The 20,281-nt window shown below is 58.9% G+C and carries 12 protein-coding genes; 6 read left to right on the top strand and 6 right to left on the bottom strand.

The window, feature by feature from the left end:
* Window positions 1-95 precede the first annotated feature (95 nt).
* A complete protein-coding gene (locus CKW26_RS21230; protein WP_095050050.1) occupies window positions 96-1,007 on the top strand; it encodes a LysR family transcriptional regulator in 912 nt (303 codons plus the stop codon).
* An 18-nt stretch (window positions 1,008-1,025) separates the two neighbouring features.
* Here CKW26_RS21230 and argE read toward each other — a convergent pair whose 3' ends face one another.
* The 6 genes from argE to CKW26_RS21260 form a co-directional block, all read right to left on the bottom strand.
* Window positions 1,026-2,174 carry an acetylornithine deacetylase gene (gene argE, locus CKW26_RS21235; protein ID WP_095050051.1) on the bottom strand — a complete coding sequence of 383 codons (1,149 nt, stop codon included), beginning with the start codon at window positions 2,172-2,174 and terminating at the stop codon, window positions 1,026-1,028.
* Entirely contained in the window at window positions 2,171-2,848 is a 678-nt protein-coding gene (locus CKW26_RS21240) for a DUF1028 domain-containing protein (protein WP_095050052.1), read from the bottom strand. Before CKW26_RS21240 ends, argE begins: the two co-directional genes overlap by 4 nt.
* A 154-nt stretch (window positions 2,849-3,002) precedes the next feature.
* Window positions 3,003-3,419 carry a RidA family protein gene (locus tag CKW26_RS21245; RefSeq protein ID WP_007910844.1) on the bottom strand — a complete coding sequence of 139 codons (417 nt, stop codon included), beginning with the start codon at window positions 3,417-3,419 and terminating at the stop codon, window positions 3,003-3,005.
* A 57-nt stretch (window positions 3,420-3,476) separates the two neighbouring features.
* The gene (locus tag CKW26_RS21250; RefSeq protein WP_095050053.1) at window positions 3,477-4,796 is read right to left on the bottom strand and encodes an NAD(P)/FAD-dependent oxidoreductase; all 1,320 of its coding nucleotides are present in this window, start codon (window positions 4,794-4,796) and stop codon (window positions 3,477-3,479) included.
* A 207-nt stretch (window positions 4,797-5,003) separates the two neighbouring features.
* Window positions 5,004-5,270, bottom strand: a complete 267-nt coding sequence (locus tag CKW26_RS21255) for a DUF4880 domain-containing protein (RefSeq protein ID WP_095050054.1) — start codon at window positions 5,268-5,270, stop codon at window positions 5,004-5,006.
* A gap of 257 nt (window positions 5,271-5,527) precedes the next feature.
* Window positions 5,528-6,346: an alpha/beta fold hydrolase gene (locus CKW26_RS21260; RefSeq protein WP_095050055.1), complete on the bottom strand. Its 819-nt coding sequence runs from the start codon at window positions 6,344-6,346 to the stop codon at window positions 5,528-5,530.
* A 186-nt stretch (window positions 6,347-6,532) separates the two neighbouring features.
* Between CKW26_RS21260 and CKW26_RS21265 the strand changes: the two genes are divergently transcribed.
* From CKW26_RS21265 to CKW26_RS21285, 5 genes are all read left to right on the top strand, one after another.
* Window positions 6,533-6,982, top strand: coding sequence for a helix-turn-helix domain-containing protein (locus CKW26_RS21265; RefSeq protein WP_095050130.1), 450 nt, complete (start codon window positions 6,533-6,535; stop codon window positions 6,980-6,982).
* Window positions 6,983-7,079: 97 nt separating this feature from the next.
* Window positions 7,080-7,628: a hypothetical protein gene (locus tag CKW26_RS21270; RefSeq protein WP_095050131.1), complete on the top strand. Its 549-nt coding sequence runs from the start codon at window positions 7,080-7,082 to the stop codon at window positions 7,626-7,628.
* 48 nt (window positions 7,629-7,676) lie between these two features.
* Window positions 7,677-8,087 (top strand): lipocalin family protein, encoded by a 411-nt coding sequence (locus CKW26_RS21275; RefSeq protein ID WP_095050056.1) that lies wholly within the window; start codon window positions 7,677-7,679, stop codon window positions 8,085-8,087.
* 155 nt (window positions 8,088-8,242) lie between these two features.
* A complete protein-coding gene (locus CKW26_RS21280) occupies window positions 8,243-9,949 on the top strand; it encodes a ShlB/FhaC/HecB family hemolysin secretion/activation protein (RefSeq protein WP_095050057.1) in 1,707 nt (568 codons plus the stop codon).
* Window positions 9,950-9,973: 24 nt separating this feature from the next.
* Window positions 9,974-20,218 carry a deaminase domain-containing protein gene (locus CKW26_RS21285; RefSeq protein ID WP_177409275.1) on the top strand — a complete coding sequence of 3,415 codons (10,245 nt, stop codon included), beginning with the start codon at window positions 9,974-9,976 and terminating at the stop codon, window positions 20,216-20,218.
* The last annotated feature ends 63 nt before the right edge of the window (window positions 20,219-20,281 follow it).

Raw genomic sequence — 20,281 nt, forward strand, 5'->3', positions numbered from 1 at the left:
AAATATGCTTCGGCTGGCGCCCGCGTCCGGTATGTTCAAGCTTGATCGTGCGCCAGGGAAACAGGGCGAACACTCGCGCTCTTCGGGAGACTCACATGGCTGCCTATAACCTGCGCCAGCTCAAATACTTCGTCACCACGGCCGACTGCGGCAGCGTCGCCGAGGCCTCGCGCAAGCTCTACATCGCGCAGCCGTCGGTCTCCACCGCGATCAAGCATCTGGAAGAAAGCTTCGGCGTGCAGTTATTCATCCGTCACCACGCCCAAGGCGTCTCGCTGACGCCCAGTGGCTCGCGCTTTTATCGCAAGGCGCTGGAGCTGCTGCGGGTGGCTCACGAGTTTGAACAAAACGCGCTGGCCGATAATGACGTGGTCGCAGGGCAGATCGATATCGGCTGTTTCGAAACCGTCGCACCGCTGTACTTGCCGCGCTTGATCGCCGGCTTCAAGGCGCGCTGGCCAGGGGTGGAAATCCGCATTCGTGATGGCGAACAACAAGAGTTGGTACAGGCCCTGACCGCCGGCAGCATCGACGTGGCGATGATGTTTGAACACGACTTGGACAGCACCATCGAAACCACGCCGCTGATGCCACCGCAGCAGCCTTATGCGTTGCTGCCGGCCAGCCACCGCTTTGCGCAACAGGCAAAGGTCTCGCTGGCTGATCTGGTGCTGGAACCGATGATCCTGCTCGACGTGGTGCCGAGCCGCACCTACTTCGTGAGCATCTTCGAGGAACGCGGGCTGACGCCGAACATCGTCTTCAGCTCACCGTCGATCGAGATGGTGCGCGGTATGGTCGGCAACGGTTTCGGCTTTTCGATTCTGGTGACCAAACCGTTCAGCGACTACACCTACGACGGCCAGCAAGTGGTGTGCGTGCCGCTGGCGGAAAACGTCACCGGTTCGGGATTGTCGGCGGCCTGGCTGCGCCGGGTGCAACTGACCAAACCGGCGCAGTTGTTTGTCGATCATTGCCGCGAAGAACTGGCCCGAGTGCACCCGTGAGGGCGGTCGGGCCGGGGTTCAATCACTGATAAACGCAAGCATGCGCTGAAGCATCTGATCGCACGCCTGCAACTGATCGAGGCTGACAAACTCATCGGGCTTGTGACCCTGATCCATGCTGCCGGGGCCACACACCACGGTGGGAATGCCCACCGCATCAAACAACCCGCCTTCAGTGCCGAAGGCCACGCTGCCGAAATCCGTTGAACCGCAGAACGCAGAGATCAACTCAGCGGCCTGACTTTGCGCATCGGTGGCCAGCCCCGGATACGCCGATAAGGCGCTGAAGCGAATATCACTCTGCGCACTGACCGCGCGCATACGCGGCAGCACTTCGCGCTCGGCGTAGGCTTTCAGTGCTTCGGCGACGAGCGCTGGATCCTGCGAGGGCAGGGCGCGGATCTCGAAATCGAAACGGCAATCGGCGGGCACGATGTTCAAGGCCTTGCCGCCGCTGATCACACCGGTCTGCACCGTGCTGTAGGGCGGGTCGAAGCGCGCATCGTGATGCTCCGGCGCTTTCAGTTGCTGGCCGAGGCGACCCAGTTCGCCGATCAGTTCGGCGGCGTATTCAATCGCGTTGACCCCGAGCGGCGCATAGGCCGAATGGCAAGGATGGCCCTGCACATCGCAGCGCATTGCCAGTTTGCCCTTGTGGCCGAGCACCGGTTTCAATTCGGTCGGTTCGCCGATGATGCACAGCAACGGTTTGATCGGGCGTTGCTGCAAGACCTTGAGCAACGAACGCACGCCGAGGCAGCCGACTTCTTCGTCATAGGACAAGGCAATGTGCACCGGCAGGCGCAGCGGCGTTTTAACCAGCAACGGCACCAAGGCCAGCACGCAGGCGATATAACCCTTCATGTCTGCGGTACCGCGCCCAAACACCTTGCCGTCGCGTTCCGTCAGTTCGAACGGCGGCAGCGTCCACGGCTGACCATCGACCGGCACCACATCGGTGTGCCCGGACAGCACGATGCCCGGTTGATCCACCGGGCCGATCGTGGCGAACAGGTTGGCTTTGCTGCGCTCATCGTTGTAGATCAGCGCGCATGGCACGTCGAAACCTTCGAGGTAATCGCGAACGAATTCGATCAGTTGCAAGTTGGATTCACGGCTGGTGGTATCGAACCCCACCAGCGCCTTGAGCAACTCGACGCTGTTCATCGGTCATCACCGGCCACGCCATAACCCGGCGCCTTGGCCGGATCGAGGGCGCGGTCGATGTAGTCCTGAAGCTGCGGCTCGTAAGCGTTCCAGAGTTTTTGCAACTGACCGATCGGGTCTTCATCAGCCCAGTCGACGCGCAGGTTGACGATCGGCCAGGTCTGCTCGCCGACCACCACAACAGCGGCGGAGTGCACCGGGCCGGCTTCGCCACCGAGCGCTTGTGCGGCGTGCAGGGCTTTGAGCAGACGATCAGCGAGTTGACCTTCGCCGTCCTCGAAGGCGCTGACCATGGCTTCGATCACCGAACGCCCGGCAAGCATGTTGCCGGCGGCGACGCACTGTTCGCCGCTGACGGCGTTGTGCACACCGAGGGTTTGCGCACCGCTGAAATGTGCGGTCTGGCCGAGGTGGTTGATCGCGGTGATCTGGCGGTACTGGCTGTAGCCGTTGCGCGTGAGGACTTTATCCAGCGCATCGTCCGGCGCCAAACCTTGCTCCATCAGCGCGAGGACTTCCGGGCCGAGAGACGGCAGGGTGATGTTCTGGCTCGACACCGCGCCAACACCCGGCAGCAGCCACGGGCAACGGGCACCGACGGCGATGCTGGAGGAACTGATGGCGACACCGAACTGGCCGGTTTCGGCGCAGCGGGCTGTGATTGAAAAGGTCATCTGCTTACTCCTTACTAGGAAGATGTTGTCCTTGAGGGCCTCATCGCTGGCAAGCCAGCTCCCACAGGTTTGGGGTCGATCAAAAAACCTTCAAACAACTCCAAACCCTGTGGGAGCTGGCTTGCCAGCGATAGCCGCGACTCGGTGTGATGCCTTACTCAGGAATCACCGCAATCACATCAATCTCCATCAGCCACTGCGGCTGCCCCAGCGCCGACACCACCAGTCCGGTCGAGATCGGGAACACGCCTTTGAGCCACTTGCCGACTTCGCCATACACCGCCTCGCGATAACGTGGGTCGATCAGGTATGTGGTGGTCTTGACGATATGACTCATGTCGCTGCCAGCCTCTTCGAGCAGTTGCTTGACGTTGCGCATGGCCTGTTCTGCCTGCGCACGCGGATCACCCAGGCCGACCAGATTGCCGTCGAAATCCGTGCCGACCTGACCGCGTACATACACGGTGTTGCCGGCGCGCACGGCCTGGCACAGGTCGTTGTCCAGCGTCTGGTTCGGGTAGGTGTCCTTGGTGTTGAACATGCGGATGCGAGTGTGGGTGGGCTGGCTCATGAACGGCTCCTGAAGAAGGTTTGCCCGGCGCAATCGGCGCCGGGGCGAAAAGGGCTATCAAGCGTCGACGGTGTCGGCGGCTTTGCTGTGGCTGTCCTGGTGCAACTCGGCCTCGCGCTGTTCGGCATCGCGGTAGTCGAGGTACTTGCGCTGGGTGGCGATGTGGTCGGCGACATGTTTGGCGTCGTGCCAAACGCCCCAGATAAATGACGAGCCACGGCGCGACTGCCACGGCAGACCGAGGAAATACACCCCCGGCTCACTCGACACGCCGCGCTGATGCACAGGCTTGCCCTTGTCATCGAACGCTGCGACCTGCAACCACGAGTAATCCACGGCAAACCCGGTGGCCCAGATGATCGCGGTGACGCCAGCCTTGGCCAGATCCAGATCGGCTAGCGGATTTTTCACGCACTCGGGGTCGGGATAGGTTTCGCGCGCTTCTGGTTCTTCCGGCAGATCGAGGCCGTTGCGCTCGATGTAGGCATCGGCGGCATCCAGCAACGCCAGATAATTCTCGTCGCCGCGAGTGAGGTTGCCGACCAGGTCCTGCTTGAAAGTCACCACGCCGTTATTGAACGATTCGGTGACGCCGACCAGGGTCATGCCGCGATGGGCCAGACCACGGAAATCGATGGTGCGACCGCCATGAGCGCCGCTGACTGCGATGGTCACGTGCTCACGACCGGGTTTCATCGCCGCTTGATCCCACTCGCCGAGCACGCCGAGCCACCAGCAGAAATCCCGGTTGCGATAAGCGCGAGGCGGGCGGTCATGGGCGCCGACCGACAGGTAAACCTGTTTGCCGGAACGTTGCAGCTCATCGGCGATCTGCACGCCGGAAGAACCGGCACCGACCACCAGCACTGAGCCTGCCGGCAGTTGCTGCGGGTTGCGGTAGTCAGCGGAATGGATCTGCAACAGACGTTCGTCTTGCGGGGCAATCGCCGGGATCACCGGTTTCTGAAACGGCCCGGTAGCGGCGACAACACGGTTGGCTTCGATCACACCTTCGGAGGTTTCAACCGTGAAGCCCGGACGACCGACATTGCGCACCACGCTTTTCACCTCAACGCCGGTACGGATCGGCGCATTGAATTTCTTCGCATAGGCTTCGAAATAGTCAGCCACACGTTCTTTCGGGGCGAAACCGTCGGGATCGACGTCATCGAATTCTAGCCCCGGGAAGCGGTCGTGCCACGCCGGGCCGTTGGCCACCAGCGAGTCCCAGCGCCCGGTGCGCCAGCGTTCGGCAATGCGATTGCGCTCCAGCACCAGGTGCGGCACGCCGAGTTTGCTCAGGTGCTCGCTCATGGCGACGCCTGCCTGGCCGGCACCCACGATCAGCGTGTCTGTTTTTATTATTTCAGGGGTCATCTCTACATCCTTCCTAGCAAGGCAGTGGGATTCGGGCCGCTGTTGGCTTGTCCGTTTGGCTTGAGGTCAGACTAGGGAGGAGGGGGATATCGGTAAAATATTATTAAGCTGGGATGTGAAGATAAAATTCTGATGCAGAAGGGCCAAAGCCTTTGAATACGCGGCTTTCAGTTGTTGGAGCGAGGGAGAGAGGGGCGAGCGTGGCCCCTATATTTCGCGCGAACCTTTGTGCGCTGGTTTGTCGCCGGTCAGGAGTTTTTTCGCTGTTTCGGGTTCATCCGGCAATTGGCCGCTGAGATCCCAGATTTCGAGCATTTTTGCGTATTCAAAAGCGTGGCGCGGGTCGAGCTGGATCCAGTGCTGGAAAGCCTGACGTTCAGCCAGCGGGCAATTGTTATCGTGCAGGCGCATGCACCAGTCAGCGGCTTGGTTAGCGATGTCTTCGTCTATTTCGTTGCAGTCGGAAGGGGGCATGGGCAGGTTCCTGTTTGGCCGGATAACGCACCCTACGAAGCGGACTGGGAAAAAAATGTCAAAACGGCGTAATGATCGTCTGGGTGCGTTTGCAGCGGACCTTCACGCAGTCCGTGCGGTTGCCATTATCGGCAAAACGCAAGCAAATGCCGACTCCCTTTTACTCGGTAATGCCCCGACGATAGATCGTCTCGGTCGAGACGCAGAGCCGCAAAAAGTCCGTCAAAGTGATCTGACGGACTTGTTCGTGGGGTTTTTCAGCGCTGGAGGAATGCCAGCAGATCCTCATTCAAGGCCTGTGCATGCGTCACCGCAAAACCGTGTGGCGCCCCGGCGTAAACCTTCAGTTCAGCGCCCTTGATCTGCGCCGCCGCCTGCTTGCCGGTGGTTTCGAACGGTACGATCTGGTCGCCGTCGCCATGGATCACCAGCGTCGGCACGTCGATCTTGGCCATGTCCGGGCGGAAGTCGGTTTCCGAGAACGCCGTGACGCAATCCACGGTGCCTTTGAGCGAGGCAAGCAGGGCGATATTCAGGGTTTGCGTGAGCACGCCGTCAGAGACTTTCTGGCCTTGGTTGGTGCCGTAGAACGGCGCGGCGAAATCGGCGATGAACTGCGCACGATCCTGCAGCAGGCCGCCCTTGATGCCGTCAAACACTGAAGTATCGACGCCCTGCGGGAAGTCGGCTTTCTTGCCGAACAGCGGTGTCACCGCGCCCAACAACACCAGACCGGCAACGCGCTCGCTGCCATGCCGGGCGATGTAGCGGCTGACGTCGCCGCCGCCCATGGAAAAGCCCACCAGCGTCACGTCACGCAGGTCCAAATGGTTGATCAGCTGCGCGATGTCATCGGCGAAGGTGTCGTAGTCATATCCGGTCCACGGCTGATCGGAACGGCCGAAACCGCGACGATCAAAGGCAATGGTGCGATAGCCACGGCTGCTCAGGTATTCCATCTGGTATTCCCACATGTCGGCATCCAGCGGCCAGCCGTGGCTGAACAGCACAGGTTTACCGCTGCCCCAATCCTTGTAGTAAATCTCGGTACCGTCTTGCGTGGTGAAGGTGCTCATGGAAACTCCTGCGTCAGGGATCGCGAGTGATGCCGAAATGGCGACATTCACTATCAACGCAAAGCGATCCGGCTACTTGTATGCAGGTGCTGGTTTTAGGTCGGCTCGGTCGTGGATCCGCGCCAGAGTTGTATGATGCAACTCAAGGCCGCCCGGCCGCCCACTGAATCGAAGGAGTACGTTTACGTGAAACGCAAAAGTCTGCAGGGCAATGCCTGCCCGGTTGCCCGCACGTTGGATCTGATCGGTGACTGGTGGTCGTTGTTGATCATTCGTGATGCGCTGGACGGGATTCGGCGTTTCAATGACTTTCAAAAGAGTTTGGATATCGCCAAGAACATGCTCAGCGCGCGCCTCAAAGGTCTGGTGGAGCAGGGGATTTTGCAAGCGCTGCCAGCCGCCGACGGCGGCGCTTATAAGGAATACGTGCTGACTGAGCGCGGCAAAGCCTTGCAGACCGTGATCGTCGCGCTGTCGCAGTGGGGCGGTGAATTCATGTACGCGCCGGGTGAGCCGGGGTCGGTGATGGTTGATGCAAAGGATCGTCAGCCGATTCGCAAGCTGACCTTAACGGCGGCCGATGGTCGCGTGCTGGCCCCCGAGGATGTCGCGACGCGACTGGGTGTTGAGCACTGACGAACAAAGGTTTGACGTCAAAATGATGGCCAACTAATATCGCGCCGCTATTCTGATGTCATCCTTGGCGCCAGTCCTTAATCGAGAAACTTCGTCCGTGAATAAACGCGCATTACTGCCTCTGGCTGTGATTTTCACGCTTGTAGGCTGCCATTCCACTGTTCGGGATTCCTCCCCGAGCCTGCTCAAAGACGGTGTTCAGTTGGGCCAGAACACCGTTGCCACGGATGACCAGCACGCCAAGGTCATCATGAAGGCCACGGGTGGCACCAATCCGGTGGAGTTTTCCATCCGGCGTGCGGATGACCCTGACCGTCGCATGGAGGTGCTTGGCACCGTCGTCGATTCAGGTCGGGGCCATGTTTTCGGCTGGATCGCCAAGCTCAATGAAGTGGCCAACAGCGCCACGGTCAAGCGCTTCCCACAAGTGGAGGCACAAGCGGATGCCGACAAGCCCTTTGAAATTTCGGGGTATTCGAACAGCCGGGTTACGGGGGGGATTTATACCTGTGGGCCGCTGACCACTGTTTTCACTCCCGAGCGTGGCAAGGTCTACCAGGTGGAGTTCCAGTTCAGCGGTGAGCATTGCGAACAGCATGTTTATGACGTTACTCAGCCCCGGCAGCGCACGCTCGTAAAGAGTTGAGTCGGCACGCACAGCGCACTGAATTTATCGAAAAAAAGGAAATACCCTGTGAAACGGAATCTCTCCCTGGCACTTATCATTCTGGCCGCCACATTGTCTGGCTGCGCCACTAATAAGCCGGTCGTTGACCCATCGCTGGTCGGTTCATGGAAAGGTCAGCGCGACGAAAACGGCAAATGCCAGTTCATGTCCTGGAAAAACCAGTTCAACGCCGACGGTACTTTCTCCATAACCTTTTTCCGCGACGCCAAGCAGACACAGAAGGTGCAAACCGAGCATGGCACCTGGACAGCTACCAATGGCAAGAGTGTGCTGAGAACCAATGGCGTCGCTGCGCCTGATGTTTACACCTACAAGCTTACTGATGCTGACACGGTGCATTACGTCAATGTGGAGAAAGGCCCTTCGGCGGATTGCCAGGAAGATTATGCTTTTGATGAGCACCGTATTCGCGGGTAAGCCAGTCAGAAGCATCGCGGGGCTGCAATGGCCCCGTTTGTTCAATTCTTGATACAAACCCGACAAAAGGTTTAAACGATAGTTTGACGTCAAAATGATGGCCATCTAATATCGCGCCACTATTTTGATGTCACTTTCGTATCGAGGGATCGAACATGTCCTCACCCGCCCTCGTGGCGAGGTTGTGCGTAGCGTTGCTGTGCCTTTCTCCACTCCAGATTGCCGTTGCCGCCCCTACACCCGGCGACACCGACCTCATCCGTGATCGCCAGAACCGCCTGCTCGAAGAGCAGCAGCGGCGCCTTGAAGAACTCAAGGATCTGCCCGGCAAAGATGCCAGGCCTGCGCAACCGGCAGCCCCCACCGATACCCGCTGTTTCCCGATCAAAGACATCGAACTCAAAGGGGCCGACAGTCTTTCCGAGCGCGACAAGACTCGTCTGCTCAAACCCTATATCGGTGAATGCCTCGGTGTGCCGCAGCTCAACGAGCTGCTCAAAGTCATCACCGATCACTACATCGAGAAAGGCCTGGTCACCAGCCGCGCCTACCTGCCACAGCAGGATCTGTCCACCGGGCACCTGCAAGTGCTGGTGGTCGAAGGCAAGCTCGAAGGCATGAAGGGCGCGGAAAACAGCCAGCTCTCGGAGCGCGAACTGGCCATGGCTTTCCCCGGAAAAACCGGTGATCTGGTCAATCTGCGCGAGATCGAGCAGATGGTCGATCAGCTCAATCGTCTGCCATCCAATCAGGCAAAAATGGAGCTGGCGCCCGGGCAGAATGTCGGTGGCAGTGCAGTGCTGGTCAACAACACCCCGCAGAAGCCATGGCGAGTCGGGCTGTCACGCAACAACGACGGCCAGCGCAGCACCGGTGAGCAGCAGTGGGGCACCACGTTTGACTGGGACAGCCCGCTTGGCCTGGCCGATCAGTTGAGCCTACGCGGTGGTCACGATGCGATGACCGACCATCAGCACACCTCGCGTAACGCCATGCTCAATTACAGCCTGCCGTGGGGCTGGTGGACGTTCAGCTACACCTACAGCCAGAGCGAATACCGCTCGCAAATCGCCGCCAACCTCTACAACTTCAAGCAGACCGGCGACAGCGAAAACCATCAGTTGCGCGCCGAGCGGGTGATCCACCGCGACGCCGTCAGCAAGACCTCGCTCAGCGCGGGTCTGTCGTATCTGCGCACCAACAACTTCATCGAAGACAGCAAACTCAAGCTGAGCAGCAACCGCATCAGCGAAGCGCAGTTCGGCTTCAACCACGGTCGTCGGATCGGCAGTGCCTTCGTCAACTTTGACGCGGGTATGCAAGAAGGCATTGGCGCCTTCGACGCGCAGGGCAGTCACGATCCGGGCCCGGGTGAGCCAAATGCACGCTACCGCAAATACACCGCCACCCTGAGCTACCTGCAGCCGTTCAAGTTGTGGGGCGAGTCGTTCAGCTTCAGCAGCCTGATGACCGGCCAGCGCAGTGAAGATGTGTTGTTCAGCCCGCAACGCACCAGCCTTGGTGGCTCGTCGTCAATTCGTGGTTACAAGGATCAGTCGCTGTCGGGCGACAGCGGTGGTTACTGGCGCAACGATCTGCGCTGGTCGCGCCCGGTGACCATCGAATGGCTGCAACCGGTGTTCTCCGAATACGGCACCAGCCTCGGTTACGACCAGGGTGTGATCCAGAACGGTCGCTACAACGGCGATCAGCACGGGCGCATGTCGAGCAACTCGCTGGACCTGTTCGCCCGTGGCAAATACCTGTCCGCCGGGGTGACGTTTGCTCATTCCCTGGAACGCCCGGATGCGCTGACCGAGCGTGAAGCACCGATCTACTTCCGTCTGGATTTTTTCCTCTAATACCGCCCGCCCCGAGATTCTGAAATGGACATTCGTCAACTGGCCCCTCTGGCCAGCCAGCCTGCTGCTGCCGAAAAAAACCGCGAACTCTTCCTCGGCATGCCGAAACGCGGGCTGGCGTTTCTGTTGGCGAACGTCATGTTCTGGCAACCGATGTGGGCGCAGGCTGACGGCATTGTCGTCGCCAATCCGAATACCTCGCTGGATCGCGCCGGCAATGGCGTACCGATCATCAATATCGCCACGCCCAATGCCAGCGGCCTGTCGCACAACCAGTTCCACGATTACAACGTCGGTGCGCAGGGGCTGATCCTCAACAACGGCTCGACGCAGAATAATCTGACCCAGCTGGGCGGGCACATCATCGACAACCCGAACCTGAAAAACAGCGGTTCGGCACAGGCGATTCTCAACGAAGTCATCAGCGGTAACCCGAGCCAGTTGCGCGGTTACACCGAAGTGGCGGGGCAGTCGGCGCGGGTCATTGTCGCCAACCCTTACGGCATCACGTGCAACGGTTGCGGTTTCATCAACTCGCCGCGTGTGACGTTGACTACCGGTAAACCGGTGCTCGACAACGGTCGGCTGGATCGTTTTCAGGTCGATCAGGGCTCGGTGGCCATCGAAGGCGCGGGCCTTAACGCGACCAACGTCGACCGCTTTGAAATCATCACCCGCAGCGCAAAGATCAACGCGCAACTGCAGGCGCAGAACCTGACCATCGTTGCCGGTCGCAATGACGTCAACGCACAAACCCTCGATGCCACGGCCCGCGCCGATGACGGCAGCAGCAAACCGCAATTGGCCATCGACTCCTCGGCGCTGGGCGGCATGTACGCCGGGGCGATCAAACTGGTCGGTACCGAGGCCGGTGTCGGCGTGAAACTTGACGGCAAGCTGATTGCCAGCGGTGGTGACATCCAGCTCGACGCCAACGGCCAGTTGAGCCTCGCAGAAACCTCGGCCACTGGCGCCGTCAACGTCAAGGCTGCCAGCCTCGATACCCAAAGCGCGATCTATGCAGGCACCGCGCTCAATGTGCAGACTCAAGGCAACCTGACCAACCGCCAATCCCTCGCCGCCCGCGACAGCATCACCCTCAGCGCTGGTGGTCGACTGACGAACGCCGGCACCATCGAAGCGGGCGTCAACGCCGACGGCAGCCGCAATGCCAGCGGCGATCTGAGCCTGACCGCACAGAACCTCGACAACACCGGCAAGAGCTTGCTGGCCAGCCGCAATCTGACGGTCAACGCCGCCACCCTGAACAACCAGAACGGTACGCTCAACGCCAAAGCCATTGCCATCGGCGGCGGTGCTCTGGACAACCGCAACGGCCGGATGCTCGGCGATCTGGGCCTGAACATCGATCTCAGCGCGGCGCTGGACAACCGTGGCGGCGTGCTCGGCTCCGGTGCAATGGTCAATCTCAAAGCGGCCAGTCTCGATAACCGCGATGCCGGTTCATTGGTCAGCGATAGCGGGCTGACGGTGCGCGTCGATGGCTTGCTCGACAACCGCGACAAAGGTGCGATCACCGCCAAAGGTGCAACAAGCGTTTCCGCCGGCACACTGTTCAACCAGGCAGGCTTGATCAGCGGCCGCAATGCGTTGCAGCTGACCGCCGACCAGACCCTGGATAACCAGCTCGGTACGGTGATTGCCGACGGCCAACTCACGCTCACCGCCAAGTCTTTGGACAACCGCAGCGGCAACCTCGTCGGCAAGTCGGATGTCAGCGTTCAGGCGCAAAACGTCAACAACCAGAAAGGCAAGTTGATCGCCACCGGCGTGCTCAAACTCAACGCCGATCAACTCGATAACCGTCAGAATGGTCTGCTCGGTTCGACCAGCGCCATGACCCTGACGGTCGCTGAGCTGGATAATCGCGGTGGCGAAATCAGCACCAACAGCGACCTGCTGCTCACCGGCAAAAAACTCGACAACAGCGACGGCGGCAAGGTTTTCGCCAGCAAGTCAGCGACGCTGACGGTTGATCAAGTGCTCAACCGCAACAAGGGCCTAATCGATGCGGCCACGCGGCTCACGCTGCACGGGCGCACGCTGGCCAACAACGGCGGGGAATTGCGCAGCCAGCAGGCCATGCAGTTGACCATCGACGATGCTTTCGATAACGCTCAGGGTAAAGTCAGCAGTGAAGCGACGCTGACAGTCAACGCCGCGCAGCTGATCAACAATCTGGGCATCTTCTCCAGTGCCGCTGATTTGAAGCTCGTCAGCCGTGGTGGCCTCGATAACCTGGGCGGCAAGATTGTCACCGACGGTGCGCTCGTCATTGACAGCGGCAGCCTCGACAACCGTCAGCAGGGCACGCTCAGCGGTAAAGGTGCGGTCACCGTCACCACCGGCGCATTCGATAACAGCGAGGGCTTGCTCAGCAGTGCCGACACCCTGGACCTCGTCGCCGGGCAAGTCACCAACAATGGTGCTGGCAGTATCGGCAGTCAGGGCGCGCTGACGGCGTCGGTCAAAGGACTCGATCAACAGGGCGGCAAGCTGTTCAGCAACACGCGCCTGAGCCTGGATCTGAATCATGGTCAACTGAACAACGGTGGTTCGATCAACACTCCCGGCGCGCTGCTGCTCAAGCAACTCAACGGCGTCAACAACCAGGGCGGGACGATCTCCAGCGCGGAAGCGTTCACACTGACCGCGCAAAATCTTGATAACAGCGACGGCAGTCTCTTGAGTAATCAGGGGCTGACCCTGCGCATCGCGGCGGCGCTGGATAACGTCAAAGGCATGATCGGCGCGGCAGCCATCGATGCCCGCGCGGGGAATGTGAACAACAGCGGCGGCAGCTTGATCAGCCGTGGTGATCTTGAGCTGAATGTCGACGGCCAGTTGCGCAACGACGGCAAAGGCTTGATCAACAGCAAGGGCAATCTGACGCTGACTGCGACGGGGCTCGACTCGAGCAACGGGGGCGAAGTTTCCGCTGATGGCGACATTAACCTGGCGCTGACCTCGCTGACTCAAAACGGCGGACGACTGCTGGGTGAAAAATCGGTCACGGTGGATCTGGCCAATGGCGACCTCGACAACCAGAACGGTCTGCTCACTGCCAAAGGTCCGCTGGCCCTCAAGCGCCTGCGCGATCTGAATAACCAGAACGGCGAAGTCTCCAGCAACTTCGGTTTTGCCTTGATCGGCCGAGCGATGAATAACAGCGCCGGCAAAATCATCAGCGGTGAAAAACTGTTGGTGCGCGGCACGGATTTGATCAACCAGAAAGGTCTGCTGTCCGGCTGGCAAGCGTTGGCGGTGAACGGCAACAGCCTCGACAACCGCGACGGTGGCACATTATCGAGCAAGTACGCCGATGTCAGCGTTGATCTCAGCGGCAAGCTGCTCAACGGCGGCGCGGGCGCGGTGGTCGCACAGGGCAATCTGAGCATCAACGCCGGCAGTCTCGATAACAGCGACAAGGGCAACCTCAGCAGTGGAGCAGGGCAGACCCTGACGCTGGCCGGTGCGCTTAATAACAATCAGGGCGGCCTGATTGCCAGCGATGCGGCGCTGGATATCGTCAGCACCGCGTTCAGCAATATCGGCGGCGCTATCAATGCGCAGCAGGTCATCAATGCCACGGCTACTAGCCTCGACAACAGCGGCGGACAGATCGCCAGCAACGATGCGATCACCCTCAACCTGAGCGGTGAGCTGAACAACAACGCCGGCAAACTCGCGGCTGTCGGCCCGCTGCTGATCAAGGGCGTAACCGATCTGCACAACCAGAACGGTCAGCTCGCCAGCCAGAAAACTCTCGACCTGCGCACCGGTTCGCTGGACAACGGCAACAAGGGCACCGTCGCCGCCAATGATCAGTTGCTGATCAGCGCCACGGGCGCCGTCAGCAACCAGGCCGATGGCCTGATCTACAGTAAGAATGCCGATGTTCAACTGCACGCGGCCAGGCTGCTCAACGGCAAAGGCTCGATCCAGAGCGACAGCGGTCTGACCCTCGAGATCAGCGGCGACTTCGACAATCAGAGCGGCAAAGTCATTGCCCAGAACGGCGATGTGCTGATCACCGCCGCCAACATCGATAACCGTGGCGGCACGCTCTCGAGCATCAAGGGTGCTTTGGAGGCGCGCACGGTTGGTGTTCTGCGCAATGGTTTCGACCTGAACAACAACCGTCAGGGCGGCATCATTCAAGCGCAGAGCCTGAAGCTGTCGGCATTGGCTGGCCTGAACAACAACGGTGGTCGGATCTCGGCGCAAGCGGCAGACAGCAGCATCACCACGGCTGCGCTGACTAACGGCAGTGGCGTGCTTTACGCGAAAAAGCTGTTGGGCGTCACTGGCGCAAGCCTCGACAACAGCGGCGGGCAGATCGCCGCCGAGCGCATCGATTTCAGCCTCAGTGGTGCGCTAAGCAATGGCGCGGGCGTCATCGAAAGCGACACACAACTGAGCGTTAAAGCGGGAACGCTTGATAACCAGAACGGGCGCCTGCGCTCGCTGGGCGTCACCGGCAAGACCGAATTTCAGATTGCAGATTTGCTCGACAATCGCAATGGCGTACTCGAAACCGCTAACACTGACCTGACCCTGGCGGTCGGCAGCTTCCTCAACAGCGGCGGGCAGCTCAACCACGTTGGGCGCGGCAAGTTCGATATCTCCACAGCCAATGTGCTGGGCGCGGGTGGCAGCATCGTCACCGGCGGCCTGCTGGAACTCAATGCCGATAGCTGGAACAACACCAGCGCGATTCAGGCCGGTCGCCTGAACGTGAACGTGCGCGAATTCAGCCAGAGCGCGAGCGGCAAACTGCTGGCTTCGGAGTCTTTGCAGGCCCGGGGTGGCAATTGGACCAACAACGGACTCATCGCCAGTGATGGCTCCATCGATATGCAGTTGGGCGGAACCTATGCGGGTAGCGGTCGCCTGAGCAGTCAGCGCGGCACTTATCTCTCCGCTGCACAAATGAACCTCAGTGCGGGCGGCAGTTTCGCCGCCGGCGCGACATCGACCATCAGCGTCGGTGGGCAACTGCTCAACGCGGGCCGCATCACCTCCAGTGAAGACCTGACCGTCAACGCCGGCAGCGTTGCCAACTACGGCAGCCTCGGGGCGGCGCAGAACCTGTTCATCAACACGCCCACATTGCTCAACGATCGCGGGCTGATTTTCAGCGGCAACAACATGACACTCGGCGTCAGCACGCTGACCAACCAGCACGGCGATTTCTACGGTCTGGGCAATGTGCTGATCGGTGGATATGGCGGCGCGGCAAGGGCTGCCGGGGTTTACAATATTTCCGGTTCGATGGAGAGCGTGAAGGATTTCACGCTGAACGCCGATGTGTTCGAGAACCGTACGGAAGGCCCGTCGGCGTCGGTCGAGCGCAAGTTGATATCGGGGTTTATCGCGGCTACGTGCGGTGACTGTGTTGGCGGCACGTTCAACAATTTCCTCGCCACGCGCGAGACGTATCAATTTGTCGACAGTGATACCAGTGCTTCTGCCGTGCTTAACATCGGCAAGGATTTTGTTTTCCAGGGCGGCACGTTCCTCAACAGCAAAAGTACTGTGGCGGCGGGTGGAAATATCACCGTTACTGCTGACTCCCTTAAGAACATTGGCGCCAAAAGCGGAGTTATCGACGTTACGCGCCAGTACAACTTTGAAATGGGGACTGGCAGCACGGCAAAGTTCATGGCCGAAGTCGTGATGCCCTATAACCAGCGCAACAATCCCGATTTCCCTTCTGTGTATTACGTGATCGCGCCGCAAGGACTGATTCGCAAAGCCACGGCCACGACAGTGGGCGGCGGCATTGTCATCACCGACGACGAAACCGGTGAAAACGTCGGCAGTCGCAAATATGGCCGAGCCATGTCTGGATTCAGCGCCGGTTTCGAAACCTCCACCCCGTCGCAGTACGACCCCGATAACCTGTTGGCATTGCCGAGCGAACTGGCCCAGTACCAGAAAGGCCTGGCGGTTGAAACGGAAAGTACCAGCGCGGGGCTGCCTGGTGCCGCGACCGGTCGCAACGCAGTCATACAGGCCGCTGGCAACGTCTCGATCAACGCCACCAAGGAAGTGGTAAACGCCGTCATCCACGAGGATTACGGCTCAACCGGTGGCACCAACAAAGTCGCTGATACCAAGGTCGGTAACAGTGACACTGTTGTTGTCCGGATCAACAGCCAACTGCCGCCAGATCTCGCCCAGCAGCAAGTCAATCCGCTGAGCCTGCCAGGCTTCTCCTTGCCCACAGGCGAAAACGGCTTGTTCCGTTTGAGCGGGCAGGGCAGTAGCGCTGCATCGGCTGGTAACGGGCCAGCGCCGACCTGGACGGTGGGCAATGAAGCGATCAGCGCTCAGGATCATTTGGCCGTCGCCACCAGTGGCGGTGCGCGCAATCTGTTCATCGACGGCCCGGCTCAGGTTTCCGACGGCACTCGTGCGGTCGATACGTTCCATCGAACCACGAGCGCTGGCGATGACACCCGTCCGGTCACCCGCGTTACTGGCCTGCCCGACACCAAGGCACCGTCCAACCCACACAAATACCTGATCGAAACCAACCCGGTACTCACCGACCTCAAGTCGTTCATGAGCTCCGACTACCTACTGGAAAAACTCGGCTACAACCCTGACCAGAGCGCCAAACGCCTGGGCGATGGCCTCTATGAACAGCGTCTGATCCAGCAAGCCGTGACCGCCCGCACCGGTCAGGCTTTCCTCGACGGCCAGACCTCCAACGAGGGCATGTTCAAGTACCTGATGAACAACGCCATCGCCAGCAAAGACGCGCTCAACCTGTCGGTCGGCGTCGGCCTCACCTCGCAGCAAGTCGCGGCACTGACCCACGACATCGTCTGGCTCGAAGAGCATGAAGTGAATGGCGAAAAAGTGCTGGTGCCGGTGGTGTATCTGGCGCAAGCCAGCGGCCGTCTCGGACCGACCGGGGCATTGATTGCCGGTAACGATGTGACGCTGATCGCCGGGGAAAACCTCGACAACGTCGGCACGCTTAAAGCCACCAACAACCTCTCCGCCACGGCGGGCAAGGACCTGGTCAACAGTGGCTCGATCGAGGCGGGCAATCGTCTGGACTTGCTGGCCACCAACAATATCGTCAACAAGGCCGGCGGCATCATTGCCGGCAAGGACGTCAGCCTGACCACCCGCACCGGCGACGTGATCAACGAACGGACCATCACTTCGATGGACAACCAATACGGCTCAGTTACCCGGCATCAGGACTTTGCCGATAACGCAGCGCGTATTGAGGCGGCCAATGACCTGACTGTCAAAGCGGCCAACGACATCAACGTCATCGGCGGCGTGCTGAAAAGCGGTCAGGACATGACGTTGAATGCCGGGCGTGATGTCAACGTGGTCTCCGTGCAGGTCAACGACAGCGTTTCGTTGGGTTCAAGGGCAAGTAGCAGTGATATCACTCAACTTGCCGCCGATATCGATGCCGGACGTGACTTCAAGGCTGAGGCCAAGCGCGACATCAATGTGATTGCCAGTGAGATCGATGCCAAGCGTGATGTGGCGATGTCGGCGGCAGAGAACATGCTGATCAGCTCGGCGGCAGATGAAGAACACTCCAGATCCAAGAACAAGAAAGAGAAGCGTCAGGAAGATCATGTCACTCAGGTCATGTCCGGCATTACGGCGGGTGGCGACGTGTCGCTGGCGGCGGGACAAAACCTCGCGGTAGTGTCCAGTCGTGTCACTGCTGGCGATGAAGCCTACCTGGTGGCGGGTGATCGTCTGGATATCCTTGCTGCGCAGGATACCGATTACTCGCTGTATGACATGAAGAAGAAGGGTAGCTTCGGCAAGCTGAAGACGAAGCACGATGAGGTGACCGACAACAAGCATGTTGGCTCCGAAATCAGGGCCGGTGGCAACCTTTCTTTGGTCAGCAAAGGCGATCAGCTTTACCAAGTGGCGACGCTTGAAAGTGGGAAGGACATCACGCTCGAAAGCGGTGGAACGATCGTTTTCGAAGGGGTTAAGGATCTTCATGATGAGAGTCATACCAAGAGCAACGGTGATGCTTTCTGGACCTCATCAAAAGGGCGCGGTAAGACGGACGAAACACTGCGCCAGAGCCACTTGATCGCGGCGGGCAAGCTAACCATCAAGGCTGTCGAAGGCCTGAAAATCGATATCAAGCATGTCGACCAGCAAAGTGTCAGTCAGACAATTGATGCAATGGTCAAGGCCGATCCGCAGCTTGCCTGGCTAAAACAGGCTGAAGCGCGCGGGGATATCGATTGGCGGAAGGTGAAGGAAATCCACGAGTCATTCAAATACGAGAACTCGGGACTTGGGCCTGCATCGCAATTGATTATTGCAATTGCACTGGCAGCCGTGATGGGTCCAGCCATGGCTGGCATCAGCACGATGATGCAGTCAGTGGCGGTGAATATCGCGACAACAGCGACAGTTAGTACCGTTAATAATCGCGGTAATTTGAGCAGAGTCCTAAAAGACGTTACCTCGAAAGAGGCAATTAAAAGTTATGTCGTGTCTGCGGGATCTGCCGGAGTTGCTCAGGGGCTTAATTACAACCCCAGTTCGATGGGGTTCAATACTGAGAGCTACAAGCTCATCGCGATGAAGGTCGGTGCTGACGCATTGATCAAAACCGCAGTCTACGGCGGGAATTTCAAAGACAATCTTGCCAGTTCAGCTGCGGGTACGGCGGCAAGTATTGGTGGCGCAATCGGGGCCGGAAAAATAGGTGATATGGGCCCCGACATCAGTCTGTCCAAAATCGCACTGCACGCGGGGTTGGGAGGCTTGTTGGCCGAAGCGATGGGGGGCGATTTCCGTACCGGTGCCATTGCCGGAGGCGCCAACGAGGTATTGGTCGGGCTGCTGGGAGAAAAGCTGCTTCCTTCGTCCTATGTGAAGGGTTCTCCTGAATACAACCAGGCTCAAGCCAATATCCTCGCTCTTTCACAAATTGTGGGGGTGCTTGGCGCTACGATGTCTGGCGGCGATGCGGGCACAGCGGCGGCAGTCGCAGCGAACGCAACGCAATACAACTTTCTTGGTGATCATGCGCAGGCCGAGCGTGATCGTGCACGGAAAGAGTTCAACGAGACCAACGGAATCGACCCTGCCAGACAACTGGTGAAGCTAGAGGGGGCCGATCACCGTAGTGACAATCTATTAGCTAAGTTTCATTCAGACAGAAGCTCGCTTACTCCTGCAGAGTCCGTAGAACTGAATGCTTACATGCAAGTGTACGCAGCGGACATGTTGAGTAAACCCGGCGCTACCGTGGACTCGGTAAAACGGCTGGTTACGCAACTGTATAGCGAAGGTCCAACCACCACGGGCGTTTATTTGTATGCAGGTACAACCGAAGCAAAAAACGCATTCGCGGATGCGATGCGTGCCCAACTGGATGGCTGGTTTGATCAACTCGCCTGGATCAGACCAAAAACCGAAAACGAATTGATTTACAAGGATGCGCAGGGCTATCTACGTATCAACAACGAACAGCAGGGCCTATCTAATATTGGAGGCCCGGCACTCTACGGATTGACCGGCCCACTGGGTACCAGCGTTCGTTTGGCAGCCGCGGCCGACGGCGTTCTACAGGTAGGCGCTGGAGCGCGACAGGCGCTTAATGGTGACCTTTGGAACGCAGCTGGAAACATCGTGGTCGGCGCGCTGGCGATCGCTGGGGCGGGGATTCCGGATGTTCGGTCGCCGAAGGGTTCGGGTATTGGTGAAATTCCGGTGGTAAATCCCAAGCCGGGCAGTACCTTTGGAGTGGAAGGCTTTGCGACGAGCATCGATACACATCTACTGGCCCAGAAAATAGCGGATATTCGAGCAACATTGCCCTCTAAGCTAAAGGGTGAAGGAAATATGGCTGTTGCAGATATCAAAGTCGAAGGTTTGCCCTCTCAAATGGCAGCACACAGTAGAATTAATACCCCTAATTCAGCACAACAGGCTCAGGGAATTGTTGGTGAAGGAAGTGGTTTGTTCCAGACCCAACTTGTTCCCAATAAATCTGGAGTGCTAATACCGAGGTCTGGAGACTCAGAAGCAAAAATTCTGGATAGACTTGCACAGTTGCTAGGTGACCGTTACAGTGCCAGTGGTGTCGTTACCATATTTACAGAGCGCCCCGCATGTAGTAGCTGTCTTGGTGTGGTTGAACAGTTCAAGAGTAGATATTCAAATATTAGAGTCGATGTATTAGATAATAAGGGAGTTGTCATGCGTCCTCTTAAGGTGGGTCAATAAAGTGGAACAGTATCGGGTTTCGTATCAGGAAATAAAAAGCTGGGTCCTAGGTAACTTCTGGGA

It is taken from the genome of Pseudomonas sp. Irchel s3h9, assembly GCF_900187475.1.
Taxonomy (GTDB): Bacteria; Pseudomonadota; Gammaproteobacteria; order Pseudomonadales; family Pseudomonadaceae; genus Aquipseudomonas; species Aquipseudomonas neuropathica.

What these genes read in the sequence shown, in the direction of transcription:
- CKW26_RS21230 (WP_095050050.1), top strand. Translation starts at nt 96, where the DNA reads ATGGCTGCCTATAACCTGCGCCAGCTCAAATACTTCGTCACCACGGCC.
- argE (WP_095050051.1), bottom strand. Translation starts at nt 2,174, where the DNA reads ATGAACAGCGTCGAGTTGCTCAAGGCGCTGGTGGGGTTCGATACCACC.
- CKW26_RS21240 (WP_095050052.1), bottom strand. Translation starts at nt 2,848, where the DNA reads ATGACCTTTTCAATCACAGCCCGCTGCGCCGAAACCGGCCAGTTCGGT.
- CKW26_RS21245 (WP_007910844.1), bottom strand. Translation starts at nt 3,419, where the DNA reads ATGAGCCAGCCCACCCACACTCGCATCCGCATGTTCAACACCAAGGAC.
- CKW26_RS21250 (WP_095050053.1), bottom strand. Translation starts at nt 4,796, where the DNA reads ATGACCCCTGAAATAATAAAAACAGACACGCTGATCGTGGGTGCCGGC.
- CKW26_RS21255 (WP_095050054.1), bottom strand. Translation starts at nt 5,270, where the DNA reads ATGCCCCCTTCCGACTGCAACGAAATAGACGAAGACATCGCTAACCAA.
- CKW26_RS21260 (WP_095050055.1), bottom strand. Translation starts at nt 6,346, where the DNA reads ATGAGCACCTTCACCACGCAAGACGGTACCGAGATTTACTACAAGGAT.
- CKW26_RS21280 (WP_095050057.1), top strand. Translation starts at nt 8,243, where the DNA reads ATGTCCTCACCCGCCCTCGTGGCGAGGTTGTGCGTAGCGTTGCTGTGC.
- CKW26_RS21285 (WP_177409275.1), top strand. Translation starts at nt 9,974, where the DNA reads ATGGACATTCGTCAACTGGCCCCTCTGGCCAGCCAGCCTGCTGCTGCC.